Annotated in this window: 9 protein-coding genes; 2 read left to right on the top strand and 7 right to left on the bottom strand. The window is 73.2% G+C overall.

What is annotated here, in order from left to right:
* Positions 1-32: 32 nt before the first annotated feature.
* From ACQP6G_RS12450 to ACQP6G_RS12430, 5 genes are all read right to left on the bottom strand, one after another.
* Entirely contained in the window at positions 33-2018 is a 1986-nt protein-coding gene (locus tag ACQP6G_RS12450) for a CDP-glycerol glycerophosphotransferase family protein (protein WP_429764630.1), read from the bottom strand.
* Between the two features lie 338 nt (positions 2019-2356).
* Positions 2357-3385 carry a sulfotransferase family 2 domain-containing protein gene (locus ACQP6G_RS12445; RefSeq protein WP_429764629.1) on the bottom strand — a complete coding sequence of 343 codons (1029 nt, stop codon included), beginning with the start codon at positions 3383-3385 and terminating at the stop codon, positions 2357-2359.
* 16 nt (positions 3386-3401) lie between these two features.
* Positions 3402-4715 carry a sulfate adenylyltransferase subunit CysN gene (gene cysN, locus ACQP6G_RS12440; RefSeq protein ID WP_429764628.1) on the bottom strand — a complete coding sequence of 438 codons (1314 nt, stop codon included), beginning with the start codon at positions 4713-4715 and terminating at the stop codon, positions 3402-3404.
* 3 nt (positions 4716-4718) lie between these two features.
* A complete protein-coding gene (cysD, locus tag ACQP6G_RS12435) occupies positions 4719-5621 on the bottom strand; it encodes a sulfate adenylyltransferase subunit CysD (RefSeq protein ID WP_429764627.1) in 903 nt (300 codons plus the stop codon).
* On the bottom strand, positions 5618-6493 hold the full coding sequence (locus ACQP6G_RS12430; RefSeq protein ID WP_429764626.1) for an inositol monophosphatase family protein: 876 nt from the start codon (positions 6491-6493) through the stop codon (positions 5618-5620). Before ACQP6G_RS12430 ends, cysD begins: the two co-directional genes overlap by 4 nt.
* A gap of 131 nt (positions 6494-6624) precedes the next feature.
* Here ACQP6G_RS12430 and ACQP6G_RS12425 point away from each other — a divergent pair, with 131 nt between their 5' ends.
* Both ACQP6G_RS12425 and cysC read left to right on the top strand, forming a co-directional pair.
* Positions 6625-7611, top strand: coding sequence for a sulfite exporter TauE/SafE family protein (locus tag ACQP6G_RS12425; protein WP_429764625.1), 987 nt, complete (start codon positions 6625-6627; stop codon positions 7609-7611).
* A complete protein-coding gene (gene cysC / locus ACQP6G_RS12420) occupies positions 7608-8903 on the top strand; it encodes an adenylyl-sulfate kinase (protein WP_429764624.1) in 1296 nt (431 codons plus the stop codon). Before ACQP6G_RS12425 ends, cysC begins: the two co-directional genes overlap by 4 nt.
* A 37-nt stretch (positions 8904-8940) precedes the next feature.
* On the opposite strand, the gene ACQP6G_RS12415 is transcribed toward cysC, so the two are convergent.
* Positions 8941-11562 carry a bifunctional glycosyltransferase/CDP-glycerol:glycerophosphate glycerophosphotransferase gene (locus ACQP6G_RS12415; RefSeq protein WP_429764623.1) on the bottom strand — a complete coding sequence of 874 codons (2622 nt, stop codon included), beginning with the start codon at positions 11560-11562 and terminating at the stop codon, positions 8941-8943.
* Positions 11555-16651, bottom strand: coding sequence for a CDP-glycerol glycerophosphotransferase family protein (locus ACQP6G_RS12410; RefSeq protein WP_429764622.1), 5097 nt, complete (start codon positions 16649-16651; stop codon positions 11555-11557). The genes ACQP6G_RS12415 and ACQP6G_RS12410 overlap by 8 nt, the downstream gene beginning before the upstream one ends.
* Positions 16652-16662: the final 11 nt, after the last annotated feature.

Raw genomic sequence — 16662 nt, 5'->3', positions numbered from 1 at the left:
CACGGGCCGCTCCGGCTCCCTTCCTCCACGGTTCACGACGCCCCACCGCCTCCCGAAGTCTGCCGGACGCCCCTCCGCCGGTCCACCCATCGCCACCACAGGACACGGACGCCACCGGCCGTGCGGACCGAGCGAGCCACCCGCTCGCAGTTGTGGCGGTCGTGGTAGCGGACCGACCGCTGCGCGCGGGCCCAGTGCTCCTCCGACATCGCGAAGCCGGCGGCAGCCGTCGCCTCGACCTCCTCGACCAGCCGGTCGACGTCGGTGACGATCGTCCCCGGGAGGTCCGCGTCCAGGTCGAGGAACGACCCCTGGTCCCCGAAGAACCGCTCCTGGTCGAACTGGAAGTAGAGGACCGGTCTCCGCTGCAGCGCGAAGTCGAAGGCCACGGACGAGTAGTCGGTGACGAGGCAGGCGTGCTCCCGCAGGAGCGTCTGCACGTCGACCGCCCCCTGCTGCAGCACGCGGACGCCGTCCACGTCGAACAGGTCGACGTAGTGCCGCATGTTCGGGTGGAGGATGAACGTCACGCGGAGGCCGTCGCGCATCGCCTGCGCCAGGCGCGGGTGGCCGAGGAACTCCTGCCACCGCGCGCGGTACTCGCTGTCCAGGAACCGGTCGCGGTTCCCCAGCCACTCGCGCCAGGTCGGGATGACGAGCAGGCCCCCCGGGTCCCGGTCCAGCGGGGCGAGCAGCTGGTCGAACCGCGGCAGCCCCGTCACCCGCACCTGCGCGGGCCGGTACCCGAACGCGTCGACGGCGACCCGGTACTCGCGGTCCGAGCTGACATGGAAGCGATCCGTGGCGAAGCCCGGGGCGAAGCGCCCGTAGTTGGCCGTCATGTTCTTGGTGCCGGAGATCCCGTGGCGCAGGAAGACCCGCACGGCCCGCACCCGGGCGACGACGGCCGGGTGCCGCGACGGCAGGAGGTACTCGGCGTGGTGCGTCCCGGCGAGCCGCGACGCCAGGAACGCCACCCGGACGTGCTCGCGCGAGCCGTGGAGGACGACGTTGCCGAGGCCGTCGAGCCTGGCGCGGTCGGGTGCGTCCTCGGCGACGACGTAGTAGGCGCGTCGCCGCGGCTCGTGCTCGCGGAGCCACCGGAACAGGTGGTAGCCGTTGTCCTGCGCCTTGTACGGCAGCTCCCCGACGAGCCAGATCCCGAGGAACGGCCGGACCAGCGGAAGGAGCCAGGCGAGACGGGTCCACCGCCGCAGGGAGGCGAAGACCTCCGGCGACATCCGCTCGACGCGCACCGACACGTTGGCGCCGCGGAAGGTCTCGTAGGGAAGCAGCTGCGTGACGACGCCCCCGACGACGGCCCGGCCGGGCCGCAGCACGACCTGGTGCGCCCTCGTGCCGACGCGGCGGGTCTGGACCCGGCCCTCCTGGTCCTCGACCTCGATGCTGAGGTCCAGCGTCTCGTCCCGCGGGTCGAGGCGCGCCACGAGCGCGGACACCGGCAGGGCGACGGACCCGCGGTGGACGAACCGCCCTCGGTCCCGACGGGACTCGTCGGGCATCGCCGCGAGGGGCACGTCGACGTCGTATCGCCGCCCGGTCTCGCGGGAGACCGCCACGAGACGGGCCCTGCGTGCGCCTCGGTCGGGCCCGCGGACCCGCAGCCGCAGCGCCACGCCGTCGGCGCCCAGGCGCAGCTCGTCCACGTCGATCAGGAACTTGCGTGCGGGGGCGCCCCCCAGGAGCACGCTGAGGTTGCCGTTCTGCGTCACGGCGAGGCGGTCGTCGGCCGCGGCGGCCCCGGACGACCGCGCCACGTCGACCCGCGTCGTCGACCGGAAGTTGCCGAGGCGGACGGGCGCGGGTGCCTGGGCGGCGCCCCGGTCCGGGGCCGCGCCACCCTGGGCCGGCACCAGGTGCATCCACAGGTCGGCGACGTCGTCCCCGGGCACGGAGCGCCGACGCAGCTCGTCCAGCGACAGCCGCGCCGAGAACGTCTCGCGCCCGCTCGCAGGCACCCGGACCTCGGCCCCGCTGTCGCGAAGGACCGCGGACACCTCGCCGACCGTCCACCCGGGGCGCGCCGAGGTCCCCTCGACGACGACCTCACCGTCGCGGATGCCCACCTCGAGGGACGTCTTGTCCGGCCCAACCACCCCGGCCGGGCGCAGCGCACGTGCCGTTCGACGGGCCCATCGGCGGAGCAGCCCTCCTCGCCTCACCGCCGTCGCGCCGCGGGGACGACGAGCGCAGGCCTGCACGTGCGGGGGGACGACGGTGCGTCGCACCTGCGCTCCAGTCGAACCATCGAAACTCCCCACGAATACCCGCGGACACACCGCGGCGGCCACGACATTCTAGGTCGTCCACGGGCCCCGTCGAGCGCCCCGCACGGCTAGTCGCCGGAGCGCGTCATCATCCGCCTCGCCTTGGAGGCGGCGCGCCTCAGCGGCGTCCTCGTCGCCTGCGCGAGGTTCTGCTCCAGGTCCCGGTTGGCGCGGACCAGGACGGCCTTCTCCTGCTTCAGGTCCTTGATCGCTGCGCGCTCGTCCTTGGCGATGCCGTACAGCGTGGTGATCCGCTCGCCGAGGCTTCGTCGGGCGGCGATGTCGCGGAAGTCCGACGCCGACCACTGCGCGGGCTGCTGCATCACAGGGTCGAAGTCCCACCGGTCGCCGAACCGGGCGAGGTCGGCGCCGTAGATCTCCTCGAGCGCCTCGCGCACGCCGCCCCCGAACACCTCGGACGCCGCCCGGAGCGGGGTGTCGTTCTCCCTGCCGAGGGACACCTCGTGCGGGCGCCCGACGTCGTCGAGGTGGGCGCTCAGGTCGCCCAGCAGCGCGGAGATCTCGCTGATGTCGTAGATGCGCGAGTACGGGATCGTGTCCTCGTGCAGCCGCGTCGTCTGGGGCGCGAAGTGCGTGTCGCGGACCGGGCCGCGGGGGTCGCGCAGCACCTCGACGAACCGCGCGAAGTCGCGGACCACGTCCTCGACGGAGCCCGGCGCGCCCGGCAGCCACTCGGCCCCGGCGAACTTCCGACCCGTGTAGACGGGGTCGCCCACGAGGAACTTGGACTGCCACGCCGAGAACGCCCGCAGGCGCGGGTCGCGCACGACCGCGAAGACGAACCAGCCGTTCGCCGGGGAGATCTCCGCCCGCTCGGCCGGCTCGAGCTGCTTGAGCGAGCGCACGTCGTGCCAGAGCCGCCGGTGGTGGATCATCATGCGCGGGGTCGCCTCGCAGCTCAGCACGCTGGTGAACTGCTCCGGGTCCTGCCCGCTGAGCTCCGCGACGAGCCACTTCAGGCTCGTGCACGCGTTCTTCGCCAGGTGCGTGAACAGGACCTTGTGCTCCGGCAGCACCCAGGTGTTGGGAGCGGTCGCGTGCTCCGCCGTCAGCGGGGCGGTCCCGGTCACGGCCATGTCGATCACCTCGTCCTCAGGCGGTGTGCGGAAGGGTCCCGACCATCCCCGCCGCCACGGTCTTGTTGGTGGCCTCGTCGACCAGGATGAACGCGCCCGTCCGCCGGTTCTGGCGGTAGGGGTCGACGAACAGCGGCTGCGTGACCCGCAGCTGGATGCGGCCGATCTCGTTGAGCCGGATCTCGGTCGCGTCCTCGTCGCGGTGCAGCGTGTTGACGTCGACGCGGTACTTGACGTCCTTCACCATGGCGCGCGCCCACCGGGTGGTGTGCTTGATCGCGTACTTCTTGCCCTGCACCAGCGGCGCCGTCTCGTCCATCCAGCAGATCTGGGCGTCGATGTCCTGCAGCGCGGCGGGCGAGTTGTTCGGGCGGCAGATCATGTCCCCGCGCGAGATGTCGATATCGTCCGCGAGGCGCACCGTGACGGACATGGGCGGGAAGGCCTCGTCGACCGGGCCGTCGGCGGTGTCGATCCCCTCGATCGTGGTCTCGAGCCCGGAGGGCAGGACCCGGACCTTGTCGCCCTTCTTGAGCACCCCGCCGGCCACGGTGCCCGCGTACCCGCGGTAGTCGCGCGCGTCGTGCGACTGGGGCCGGATCACGTACTGCACGGGGAACCGCACGTCCTGCAGGTTGCGGTCGCTCGCCACGTGCAGGGACTCGAGGTGGCTGAGCAGCGGGCGCCCGTCGAACCAGGGGGTGTTCTCGCTGCGGTTCACCACGTTGTCGCCGACGAGCGCCGAGATCGGGATGAACGTGAGGTCCGGCACCCGCAGGCGCGAGGCGAAGTCCGTGAAGTCGCGCCGGATGCCCTCGAAGACCTCCTCGGAGTAGTCGACGAGGTCCATCTTGTTCACGCACACCACGATGTGCGGGACACCCAGCAGGGTGGCGAGGAACGTGTGCCGGCGGCTCTGCTCGATGACGCCCTTGCGCGCGTCCACGAGGATGATCGCGACGTCCGCCGTGGACGCCCCGGTCACCATGTTCCGGGTGTACTGGATGTGCCCCGGGGTGTCCGCGATGATGAACTTGCGCTTCGGCGTGGCGAAGTAGCGGTACGCGACGTCGATCGTGATGCCCTGCTCGCGCTCGGCCCGCAGGCCGTCGGTGAGCAGCGCCAGGTCGGTGTAGTCGTTGCCGCGGTCCTTGCTCACCTGCTCCACCGACTCGAGCTGGTCCTCGAAGATCGTCTTGGAGTCGAACAGCAGGCGCCCGATGAGGGTGCTCTTGCCGTCGTCCACGGAGCCCGCGGTCGCGAAGCGCAGCAGGTCGGCCGACGTGTCGATCGCCTGGGAGGCGGTCTCGGTCAAGGTCTCGGTGGTCATGGCTTAGAAGTAGCCCTCTCGCTTGCGGTCCTCCATCGCGGCCTCGCTCACCTTGTCGTCGCCACGGGTGGCGCCACGCTCGGTGAGGCGCACGGCGGCGACCTCCTCGACGATCTCGGCACGGGTCGCCGCCGTCGACGCGACGGCGGCGGTGAGGTTCGCGTCCCCCACCGTGCGGTAGCGGACGGACCGCACCTCGGCGGTCTCGCCCTCCTTGAGCGGCGTGAACTCGTTGACCGCGAACAGCATGCCTCCCCGGTCCACGACCTCGCGCTCGGCCGCGAAGTACAGCTCGGGCAGATCGATGTCCTCGGCCTCGATGTAGGCCCAGATGTCCAGCTCGGTCCAGTTGGACAGCGGGAACACGCGGATCGACTCGCCCTGGTGGACGCGGCCGTTGTACAGGTCCCAGATCTCGGGCCGCTGGTTCTTGGGGTCCCACTGGCCGAAGTCGTCGCGGAAGGAGAACACGCGCTCCTTGGCGCGCGCCTTCTCCTCGTCGCGGCGCCCGCCGCCGAACAGCGCGTCGAAGCCGTTCTTCTCCGCCGCCTCGAGCAGCACCGGGGTCTGGATGCGGTTGCGGGAGCCGTTGGGCTCCTCCTGCACCAGCCCGCGCTCGATGGCCTCCGGCACGGAGGCGACGACGAGCTGGATGCCGAGCCGCTCGACCCAGCGGTCGCGCGTGGCGAGCACGGACGGGAAGTTCAGGCCGGTGTCCACGTGCATGATCGGGAACGGGATCCGCGCCGGGGCGAACGCCTTGGCGGCCAGGTGGAGCATGACGATCGAGTCCTTGCCGCCCGAGAAGAGCAGACAGGGGCGCTGCATCTCCGCGACCACCTCGCGAAAGATGTGGATGCTCTCCGCTTCGAGGCTGCGGAGCTGGCTCAGGACGTGGGACGTCACGGCTGGGCACCTTCCTTGATGTCGACCCCGACCTCCGTCAGCGCCGCACGCAGGTGCGCCGCCACGGCCGGGTGGCTGACGAAGAGATCGGGGAGCCAGGGGTCCTGGCGGTTGTACTCGAGGGGGGTGCCGTCCAGTCGGGTGCACACGAGGCCCGCGGCGAGCGCGACCGCGACGGGCGCCGCCGAGTCCCACTCGTACTGGCCGCCGGCGTGCACGTACGCGTCGACGGTGCCGTCCACGACGGACACGACCTTGACGCCGGCCGACCCCATGGGCACGAGCTCGACGTCGTCGCGGGCGGCGAGGTCCTGCACGAACTGCGGTGGACGGCTGCGGCTCGCGGCGAGGCGCAGCGGCCGGCGGCCGGCGAGGACCGCGTCGGTGTCGTCGGCCGGGCTCGGCCCGGCGTCGGTCGTGGCGGTGCTGAGGACGGCGCCGCGGGCCGGCAGACCGACCGCCCCGGCGGCGAGCCCGTCGGAGCGGGCGACGCCGCGGTCCCAGAGGGCCACGTGCACCGCGAAGTCGTCGCGCCAGCCCGCGCCGTCGCCGGCGCGCTCGGCGAACTCGCGGGTGCCGTCGAGCGGGTCGACGATCCACACGCGGTCCGCCGTCAGGCGGGCGGCGGAGTCGGCGGCCTCCTCGGAGAGGACGGCGTCGCCCGGGCGGGCGTGCGCGAGCGCGGCGGCGAGCCACGCCTGGCTGGCCGCGTCACCCGCGTCCTTGAGCTCCCCCGCCACGAACGACCCGCCGGCGGCGTCGACCTCCGCCCGCAGGCCGCGGAGCACCTCGCCGGCCCCCTGCGCGAGCACGACGGCGAGCTCGCCGTCGGGCAGGCCCGGGTCCGGGAAGGACGGGGCGGACGCGGACATACGACTCCTCGGCTTGCAGCTCTGGACGGAGGCCCCGGGCGGGCCGCGGCCGACGCTACCATTCCGAATTGGACGATTCCCTGAGAGTTCACATTGTTGAATTCTGTTTTTCCGATAGGAATGGTGCGCTTTTGAGCCTCGACCTCCCGCTGATCGTCGGCGGACTCGTCGTGGGCTTCGTCGTCGGCCTGACGGGGATGGGCGGCGGCGCCCTGATGACGCCGATGCTCATCTTCGTGTTCCGCGTCGACCCGCTCACCGCGGTCTCCTCCGACGTCGTGGCCAGCCTGTTCATGAAGCCCGCGGGCGCGATCGTGCACCTGCGCCGCCGCACCGTGAACCTGCAGCTCGTGCTGTGGCTGTGCATCGGCTCCGTGCCGGCGGCGTTCTCCGGCGCGCTCCTCATCCGCTACCTCCCGTTCGACGACGGGTTCGACGAGGTGCTCAAGCAGATCCTCGGCGTCGCCCTGCTCATCGCGTCGGCCGGGCTGGTCGTGCGCGCGGTGCTCGGCATGCTGCAGCGCCGCACCGCCCTCGGCGAGGGGCCCGCCGCGCCCAGCAGCCCCGACGTCGTCGTCCGCAAGGTGCCCACGCTGATCCTCGGCGCCGTGGCCGGGCTCATGGTCGGCCTCACCTCCGTCGGCGCCGGCTCGATCATCATCGTGGTGCTGCTCCTGCTCTACCCGGCCCTCAAGGCCTCCCAGCTCGTCGGGACCGACCTGGTGCAGGCGGTCCCGCTGGTCGCGGCCGCGTCGCTGGGGCACATCCTCTACGGGGACTTCGAGCTGGGCCTGACGACGTCCCTGCTCGTCGGAGCCATCCCCGGTGCGTGGTTCGGCGCCCACGTCTCGAGCCGCGCCCCCGGCGGCATCATCCGCCGCGCCCTGGCGATCCTCCTCCTGGCCTCCGGCCTCAAGCTGCTGGGCGCCTCCCTCGGCGTGGTGGTCGCCGCCGCCGTCGGCGCGCTCGTCGTCGGCAACCTGCTGTGGATCGTGGTCCGGGAGCGCATCAAGCGGCTCCCGCCCCGGCCGGCCGTGCTCGGCACCGTCCCCGCACCCGACCCCGACCCCGCACCCGAACCGGACCCCGACCAGAAGGACACGACGACGCGATCATGACGGAGCCCACGCCCGGCACGGTGCCCTCGGACCTGCCCTCCGACCTGCCCGCCGCGACCCACGTCCTGTCCCCCGACGAGCTGGACCTCCTCGAGCTCGCCCTCGCCGGCGGCCCCTGGGTCCCGCCCGCCGGGCTGCCCGCCGGCCCCGTGACCCTCACGGACGCCGAGAACACGCCGCTCGCCGTCGCCGGTGTCCCCGGCGACGAGGCCCCGCGCGCCGTGCGCCCGTTCGCCCGTGCCGCCGGGCCGCACTGGGACCCCGCGGTGCGTCGCACCGCCCGCGAGGTGCGCGACGGCGCGCAGGCAGGCGTCGAGGCCCTCGCCCTGGTCGTGGCCGAACCGCCCACGCGCTCGGAGGTGGACGCCCTGCCCGGGCTCGTCGGCGACCCGGGCTCGGTGCTCCTGCTCGTCCCCGCCGCGCGCCGGACCCCCGCCGCAGGGCACGTGGGGGCCCCGGGACTCGTGCGCATCGCCCAGGACCTCGCCGACCGGCTCGAGGACCGCGCCCGCCGCGCCAGCGTCGTCGTCGTGCCGTGGCCGGCCGAAGCCCCGGACGGGCTGCGCTGGACGGACGTCGGCGCGCGCTACGGCGCCGCGCGGACCGAGACGCTCGTCGCGCACCGCTCCCCCGAGGACCGCGGCGCCGTCGAGGGGCTCGGCACCGTGTGGTCCGGCGCCGTCGCCGCGCTCTACCCGGAGGTGGCGGCCGCCGAGGTCGTGCGGGCCGTCGGCACGGCCCGGCCGCGGGGCGCCGTGGTCTTCTTCACGGGCCTGTCCGGCTCCGGGAAGTCGACCGTGGCCCGGGCGCTGGCCGCCGAGCTCGACGACGAGGGCCTGCACACCACCCTGCTCGACGGCGACGAGGTACGCCACCACCTGTCCAAGGGCCTCGGCTTCGACAAGGCCTCCCGCGAGCTCAACGTGGAGCGCATCGGCTACGTCGCGTCGCTCGTGTCCTCGCACGGCGGCGTCGCGGTGGCGGCGCCGATCGCGCCGTTCGCGTCGGGCCGCGCGCGGGTGCGCGAGCTCGCCGAGGCCGCGGGCACCTTCCTGCTCGTGCACGTCAGCACGCCGCTGGAGGTGTGCGAGGCCCGCGACCGCAAGGGCCTGTACGCCAAGGCCCGGCGCGGCGAGATCCCCGAGTTCACCGGGGTCTCCTCGCCGTACGAGGCGCCGACCGACGCCGACCTGGTCGTCGACACCTCCCGCGTGACCGTCGAGGACGCCGTGGCGCGCGTCCGCGCGGCGCTCGACGCCGCGGGCGGCGAGCCCTCCGGCCCGCTCCGCTGAGCCCGGGCGTCGTGGCGTCCGCGCGGGACGCCGGGCCTCAGCCGCGCAACGCCTCGAGGATCCGCTCGCGCGCCTTGCCGTCCCGGTAGGCGAACGCGCGGTCGATCCGCTCCGCGTACCGGTCGGGCAGGCGCTCGAGGGTGCTGACGACCGCGTTCCAGGCGTCCTCGGGGCTCGTGACGACCGGGCCGAACCCGGACGACTCGAACCCCGCCGCCCGGGATCGCGCGCTGTCGGCGGCGCCGAGCACGGCCTCCCGGTCGACCTGGAGATAGACCGTCGGCCGGCCGAGATAGGCCAGGTCGAGCGCACGCGCGGAGGAGTAGTCGGTGACGAGGATCGCGGCGGAGGCCAGCGCCTCCAGCTCGTCGTCCTGGGGGACGAGCTCCACCCCGGGCGGGGGCGAGAAGACCTCGGGGCCCACCCCCGACGGGAGGATCAGCCGGACGCGGCGCCCCTCCCGGGCGGCGAGAGCGGCGAGCTCGGCGGACCCGAGGAGCTCCCGCCAGGCGGCCACGAACGGCAGGTCGTGGAACTCCTCGATCGCCCTCCCGGCCGCTTCCGGGTCGGTCGGCCGCAGCGTGCCGGATCGCCAGCCGGGCGCGACGACGACGTGCTCGGCCGGCGCCCGCAGCTCCTCGAGCCGGTCGTGAGAGGGCAGCCCCGTGAGCGCGACCTCGCTCGGGAGGAAGGCCTGGGTCCCGTAGGGGCCGCCGGCGCGGACGAGCTCGATCGCCGAGGAGACGGTGACGAGGTCGGCCTGCGACGCCCAGGAGTCGCGATGGAGCAGCCTGCCGACCCCGGCGGCGGGCAGCAGCGCCACGCGCCACTCCCGCGGGATCCCGTGCCCCGGGAGCGGGACGTGCGCACGCCGTGTCATGCGGGACGTGACCAGGAGGTCCGCCCGGCGCAGGAGGGAGGCGTGCTCGGCCGACCCTGCGGTCACGCACCGGACACCCGCCCGGCGCAGCCGTGCCTCGGCCTCGGAGCCCGCCTCGGTCACGAAGCGCACCTCGACGTCGGACGCCCGCTCCTGCGCGTACTCGTAGAGCAGCTCGCTCTGCGACGGCACGGCGTCGGCGTCGTCGCCGGTGATGAACACCCAGGTCTCGCCGCGCGCGGCCTGCGGCACGGCGTGCACCGCGGCGCGTGGCGGCGCCGCGGAGCCGGTCACGGCCCGCGCGAGGCGCCGCCAACGGGAGACGACGGACCCGGGTTCGACACCCGGCGACGGCGCGGGGGCCGGCGCGGTGGCGGTGGCCGGTTCGGGCTTCTGCGCCGCGGGCTTGACGTCGATGGGCGGCCGTCTCCCGGCACGCTCGTCGACGTCGCCGGCCTTCAGGATCGTGCCGTCGAGCTCGAGCGTGAAGCGCGGCTCCGTCGAGGCCAGGCCGACGGCGTCCCCCCGCTGCATCCGCACGAGGAGCACCAGCTGGTACAACCAGGTCTTCCCGAGGTACTCGACCCCGCGGCTCCTGTGCTCGAGGACCTCGGCCTCGCCCGCGACGACCTGGAGCTCCGGGAAGTCGTGGTCGCTCCCGTAGACGGCCGCGCGCCACGCGCCCCGCTCCGGGTGCCAGCGCAGCCGTTCCACGGGCGAGGACGAGACGTCCTCGACGGCGGAGAGCCACGCATACCGCATCTCCAGCGGCACCGCGAAGATGTCGAAGCCCCTGATGTTCTCGGCGCCGATCTGCCGCAGGTTCTCGACCAGGCGCTCGCGGATGAGCGCCAGCTGATCCTCGGAGGCGAGGTCGACGGGCGTGTTGGCGCGGCGGTTCCGGCGGAACAGCATGAACACGAAGTACAGCAGGAGGTTCGCCAGCCAGGGCGGGCACTCGTCGCCGGCGCGGTCGAGCATGCCGCGGTGCGAGATCCCGAACAGCGACGCGTAGCGGGACATGTTGCCGCTGTGCTTCGACACGATCGAGGACGCGTCGGCACGGCGGAGGTAGAAGTACTCCGCCCCCGGGACGAGCACGTATCGCGCCCGGTTGCAGAGCAGGAAGTGCCCGATCATGTCCGTGTCGGAGGACTGCAGGATCTGCTCGTCGAACCGGAGGCCGTGGCGAGAGATCACGTCGTGGCGGAAGAACGCGACACCACCGAGAGTGTGGATCTTGCGCGGCTGCCGACGCAGGTCGATGACCGAGCTGACGGCGTCGACGTACCGGGCGTCCAGCGTGTGCCCGATCGTCGAACCGTCGGGCGACGTGAGGATCGCCCGGCCCACGAACATCGTCTCGTCCGGGAACCGCTCCCGTGCCTGCTCGATCTCGAGCAGGTAGCGGGGGTCCAGCCGGTCGTCGGGGTCCGGGTGCGACACCCAGGTGCCGCGAGCCCAGGCGAGGCCCGTGTTCCGGGCCGAGGCCACGCCCCCGTTCGGCTTCGTGACGACGCGGACCGCGTAGTCGGTGGTGGGCATCCAGGCCCGCACGACGTCCTCGGAGTCCTCGGGGCAGCCGTCGATGACGAAGATCAGCTCGTACCCCGCGTGCGCCGCGACCTGCTCGTCGAGCGACCGGAGGAACGCGGGAAGGTACGGGCCGACGCGGTAGCAGGCGATGACGAGGCTCGTGTGGGGCGAAAGCCCGTCCCACTCGCCCTCGGGGCGATTGACGTCGGTCACCTCGATGTCGGTCACCTCGGTGTCAGTCATCACGACCCTTCCGCTCCTTCAGGCCTTCGAGCTCCAGCCCGACCTCGTAGATGCGCTTCGAGTTGTCGTGGTCGAAGTAGGCGAAGAACGTCTCGACCCGCTCCTCGAACTCCGGTTCCGGTGCGCAGCCCCGCTCCAGGTAGCGCTCCAGCAGGTCGAGCAGGTCCTGCTCCGACTTCGCGACCTCGCCGAACGCGTCGGTCGCGTAGTCGAACGACGCCGCGGGGTAGTGGGGCGGGATCGAGTCGGGCTGGTAGTACAGCACCGGCTTGTGCATCTGCGCGAAGTCGAACTGCACCCCGGAGAAGTCGGTGATCATGAGGTCCGACCCCGTGAGGAGCTCCTCGTAGCTGACGTCCTCCGTGGCGGCACGCACCTCGACGTGCTCGCTCTGCGAGACGAAGTCGGTCAGCTGGGTCCCGGTGTTGGGGTGGAGGAGGAAGAGGAAGCGGTACCCGTGCTTCTCGAGGGCGGTGTGCAGCCTCGGGCTGTTGATGAGCGAGTCGAAGACCCGGAAGTAGTCGGTCTCCCGGAAGGCGCGGTGGCTGAGGGTCTGCTCCACGCCCCGTTGCGGGCTGTGCAGGTACGTCCGCCAGGTCGGCGCGAGGAGGATCGTGCGCTCCGCCCGGGAGCGGAGCCCGTCGTAGCGGGCGAACCCCGTGACCTCGACCTGGTCGGCCTCGTACCCGTAGTTCGCCTGGAGGAGGTTCCGACGCTCGAGCTCGGAGACCACGCAGATCCGTTCGAAGTTCGAGAACCCGATGTTCAGCAGGTTGTCGAGCTTGTCCACGACGAGCCCGTGGTTGATGTAGACGACGCGCGCGTCGAACAGGTCGCGGAAGTACGTCTGGTCGAGCTGGAACCCGAAGGTGTTGCTCGTCCCGATGCGGGTGGCGAAGACGATCGACGCGTGGAGATAGTGCAGCCGCTGCCGGTCCGTCCCGAAGGCGAGGTACTCCACGCCGTCGGCGTCGAGCTGCGCCGCGAGGGCCGTGCCCGGTTGGGCGACGTAGTGCGTCTCGACCCCGTCGCGCTGCGCCTGCGCCTGCGCGTAGCGGTACGCGTACTCGCCGTTGTCCCCACCCTTGACGATGCGGTCCGCGTACATCCAGATCGTGCGGCCGCGGTAGTCGGGCAGGCTCGTGAAGTACTCGCCGCGGAGCCGCGCGGCACCGATCCGTACCGGGTCGCCCGACTCCCGCAGCGCACGCTGCAGGGCCTCTTCCGCCGTGTCCCGTGCCTGTTCCGAGTAGGGGGCGATGTCGATCCCGCGGCGACCCACCGTCAGGATCCCGAGCCCCGGGACGGCCCAGTACGCCCCGGGCTGGTCGCTGAGCTTGGCGGTCGCCCGCGTGAAGCGGAGCGGCAGCGGGGCGGACCACGCGTCCGGCGCCGCGTACCGGAGCTCCAGCCGACCGGTGGCCTCGGCGAACGGGATCGTCGCCGTGAAGGTGAAGGCACGGTGGAGCGCGACCCCGTGCAGCGAGGTGTCGGCGTACCGCTGCCGGTCGGCGAGCGGGACGGAGCGTCCGCCCACGTGCACCTCGAGCCGGTGCCCGGCGTGGCTGAAGACCAGCGGGATCCGGCCCCTGACCGTCAGGATGCCGTCGCGGGCGTCCATCGAGTCGATCGAGACGGTCACGGCGTCCGGGCGTTCCAGCTCCAGGCCGCGGAACTCCGCGTACGGGCCCCGCGCGTCCTGGCCCAGGACCGGCTCGAACGCCGCACCGTGCTTGAGCCGCAGCAGGTGCATGCGCACGGTCGGGGACGGGATCCGGGTGGGGCGGCGAGGGGCCCAGATCAGCTCGTCGGCCGTGTGCCGCAGCGCCCGCGAGAGGACCCGCTCGTAGGCGGCGAGGTCCTCCTCGGTGAAGATGCGCTTCGGCGTGCCGCCGGTGTTGAGCCGGATCCGGCCGGCGAGCAGGTGCACGAACAGGCGCTGGAGGTAGGCGTGGCTCGCGCCGAGGTCGGCCGTCCCCTCGAGGAGGTCCGCCCAGTCCCGCGCGAAGTCGAGGTACCAGGACCGGGTCAGCACCTCGGCGGACTGCTCCGCACCGTCGTCGAGCACGCCGTGGGAGCGCACCTCGCCGAGCACGCCGAACCCTCCGCTGATCGACAGCGCGGCGGCGAAGGCGACGCCGCGCGTGCGCGCGGCCGGGTACCGCCGGACGGCGGCCCAGAGGATGTCCGCGCGGACGAGCACCGGGCTGGAGCCGACCCACAGCGGGGCGTTCTCGGTGAGGGGCACGCCGCCGCCGAGGTCGGCCTTCGGGTGGAGCGTGTGGCCCACGGACGCGTCGGTGAACACGTGCAGGTCCTCGACCGCGTCGGGGTCCAGGCGGTCGAACGCGTCCGCCTCGAACTCCACCCCGGCGTCGACGAGGCACAGCCGGTCGCCCGGGGCCAGGCCGGCGAAGACCCCTGCCTCGGCGAGCGCGTCGAAGGAGCGGTCGGGCACGGTGCGGAGATCCGGGTCCCGCTCGATCTGCGCGAGGGAGAGCCGGGTCCGCAGGTGCGCCAGCGTCCCGTCCTCGCCGACGACCACGTAGCGGACCCGCGTCGACCGGTCCGACGCCCGGCTCGTCGCGGAGGCCCCGGTCGGCCCCGTCGTCGGGCCGTCGGCACGCTCGTCCATCGAGCCCGCGCCCGGCAGCAGCCGGGCCAGGTCCGGATCGGCGGCGAGGGCCGAGACCACCTCCCCACCACCGAACGCGGAGTACCGCAGCACCGGGACCTGCTGCATCGTCTCGAGCCCGTCCGGCAGCAGCGGCACCACGTCGTGCTCGCGCGCGAGCCACAGCCAGGACTCGGCGGCGTGGAGCCGCTGGCCGAACATGTCGGGCACGAGGACGTCGACGCTGTCCAGGAAGCCCGCGCGGTCGAGCTGGTCGCTCGGCACCACGGCGACCCCCGCGGCCTCGGCCCGCTCCCCGGCCAGGCGCCTGCCCTCGTCGTAGAACACCACCTCGGAGGCGCCCGAGCCCACGAACACGGACCGCAGCACGCCGAGGTTCCAGCCTGCGCCGTCGACGTGCCGGGGCAGGACGACGCCGATCCTCGGGTGCTCCGGAAGGGTGCTCCGGTCCGCCGCTCGTCCCTGGACGAGCGCGACGTCGGCCCCCTGGCCCTGGAGGTACCGGAACAGCTCCGGCGAGGAGACCCTCCAGCTGACGGGCGCGCCGAAGACGGCCCGGGCCTGCTCCTCGCACCAGGCGACCGGGGGCAGCACGGGCTCGTCCACGCGCCGCACGGTCTCGTCGAGCACGAGGTGCACCCGGTCGACGCCGAGCCCGACCTCGGGCTCGGCGGGCAGCGCGAGGAGGTACTCCGGGTCGTCGACGATGAGGTTCTCGACGTGGGTCGTGTCGCGCCAGCTCATCCACCGCAGCTCGCCCTGCTCGACCGCGTCGGTGATCCGGCGCCGCGGCTGCACGGTGCGCTGGTCGCGGCTGGACCGCGGACGGGACCCGCTCAGCAGGCCGACGGGGCCGTCCGTCCCGGTCAGGAGCGTCCGGAGCCGGTGCATTCCGTCCCGGGAGCCCTCCAGGGCGGAGTTCCAGTCGGCCAGCACCGCGTACGAGAGCCGCTCGACCGGCGCCTCGCCGCGAAGGCCCGGAGGCGCCCAGCAGATCGAGGGACGCGAGTCGCTGAGCGCCCAGTCGTCGGACCCCGCGGCCTTGATGCGGCTGTGGGCGGCACCGAACTGCCTGCTGTAGGCGAGCCGCGCCCCCGACCTCCAGTTCGGCCGGAAGTCGGAGCGGGAGAGCGAGCCGCCCTTGAGCTGGACCAGGCCGAGCGGCTCGGGCAGGTTCACCACCGAGGACCTCCCGAAGCACCGCTTCAGGCGCTCGGAGAACTCGCTGTCCCCGGCCTTCCGCACGTCGTCGAACTGGCCGAGCCGCTCGAGCACGGCCTCCCGACGGAACAGGAGCGACGACTCGTTGGTCCGGTGCGGCGAGTAGCCCAGGTAGGTGACCTCGCCGGTGCTCAGCACCCGCTGGCTCCTCGACGTGGACGCGGTCTTGCGCGGGTCCGCCAGCAGCGGGAGGAGCTGCCGCTCGATGCGCTGCGTGTGGGAGACGTCGTCCGCGTCCTGGAAGGTCACGTACTCGCCGCGCGCCTCGCGCAGCCCCGAGTTCCGCGCCTGGTAGGTACCACCGTTGTGCTCCCGCGCGATGACCCGCACCCGGGGGTCCGCCGCAGCACTGCCGTCCAGGTGCTCCCGGCCGCTCGTGGAGCAGTCGTCGACGACCAGGATCTCGAGGTTCGACCACGACTGGCGGACCAGCGAGTCGATCGTGTGCCGGAAGCCGGCGTCGGGGTTGTACGTCGGCACGATGACCGTCACCAGGGGCTGCTCGCCGTCCGGCACGCTGCACGAGTCGGCCTCGGGTGCCTCGATGGCCCCGAAGACCCCGCCGGGTTCGTCCACCTTCTGGGCCGCGAGCACGAACGGGGCGAGCCCCCGGTCGGTGAAGGGCTTGTTGAAGAGCGCCCACCAGCGCTCGAGCCCGTCGCGCACGACCGCGGAGGCCTGGTCCGCCGTCGTGCGCTCCGCCGTGCCGGACGGACGCAGCAGGTCGGCGCGGCCCGCCCACGCGATCCCCTCCTCGGCGGTGGGGAACGAGGCGAGCTCCTCGAACAGCGCCTCGGCACGCGTCAACACCGCGACCTGGGTGGCGAGCCGCAGCGCCGCCGACGCGCCCGGGTCCCACAGCTGCGACCGGTCGAGCGCCGTGATCATGACCCTGGTGGCCGCGTCGAGATTCTGGCGCTCGGGCTCGAGCACGCAGGCGAGCAACGCCGCGCAGAGCACGCGGGGCACGTCCCAGCGCAGCAGCTGCTCCCGGGAGACGCCGGACACGATCGCCTGGCGCAGCGGCTCCCAGCGGTGGGCGGACCCGGTGCCGTCCAGCGCGAGGAGGTCCAGATAGGCGGCGGAGCGCATGCGGCTGCCGATGGCGAGCGCGCGCCAGGGCGACTGGCGGTTCAGCAGGAGGAACTCGTCGGGCGTGAGCTCCTGGAACGCCGGCGCGGGCTCGTCGGTGTGGGCGTGCGCGAACGACTGCGGCGCTGCGGGGATGGACATGTCGGCGCCGC

This window comes from Isoptericola nanjingensis, from assembly GCF_050311635.1.
Lineage (GTDB): Bacteria > Actinomycetota > Actinomycetes > Actinomycetales > Cellulomonadaceae > Isoptericola > Isoptericola nanjingensis.
The sequence above is the reverse complement of the archived record's forward strand: the minus strand, read 5'-3'. Positions and strand labels throughout refer to the sequence as shown.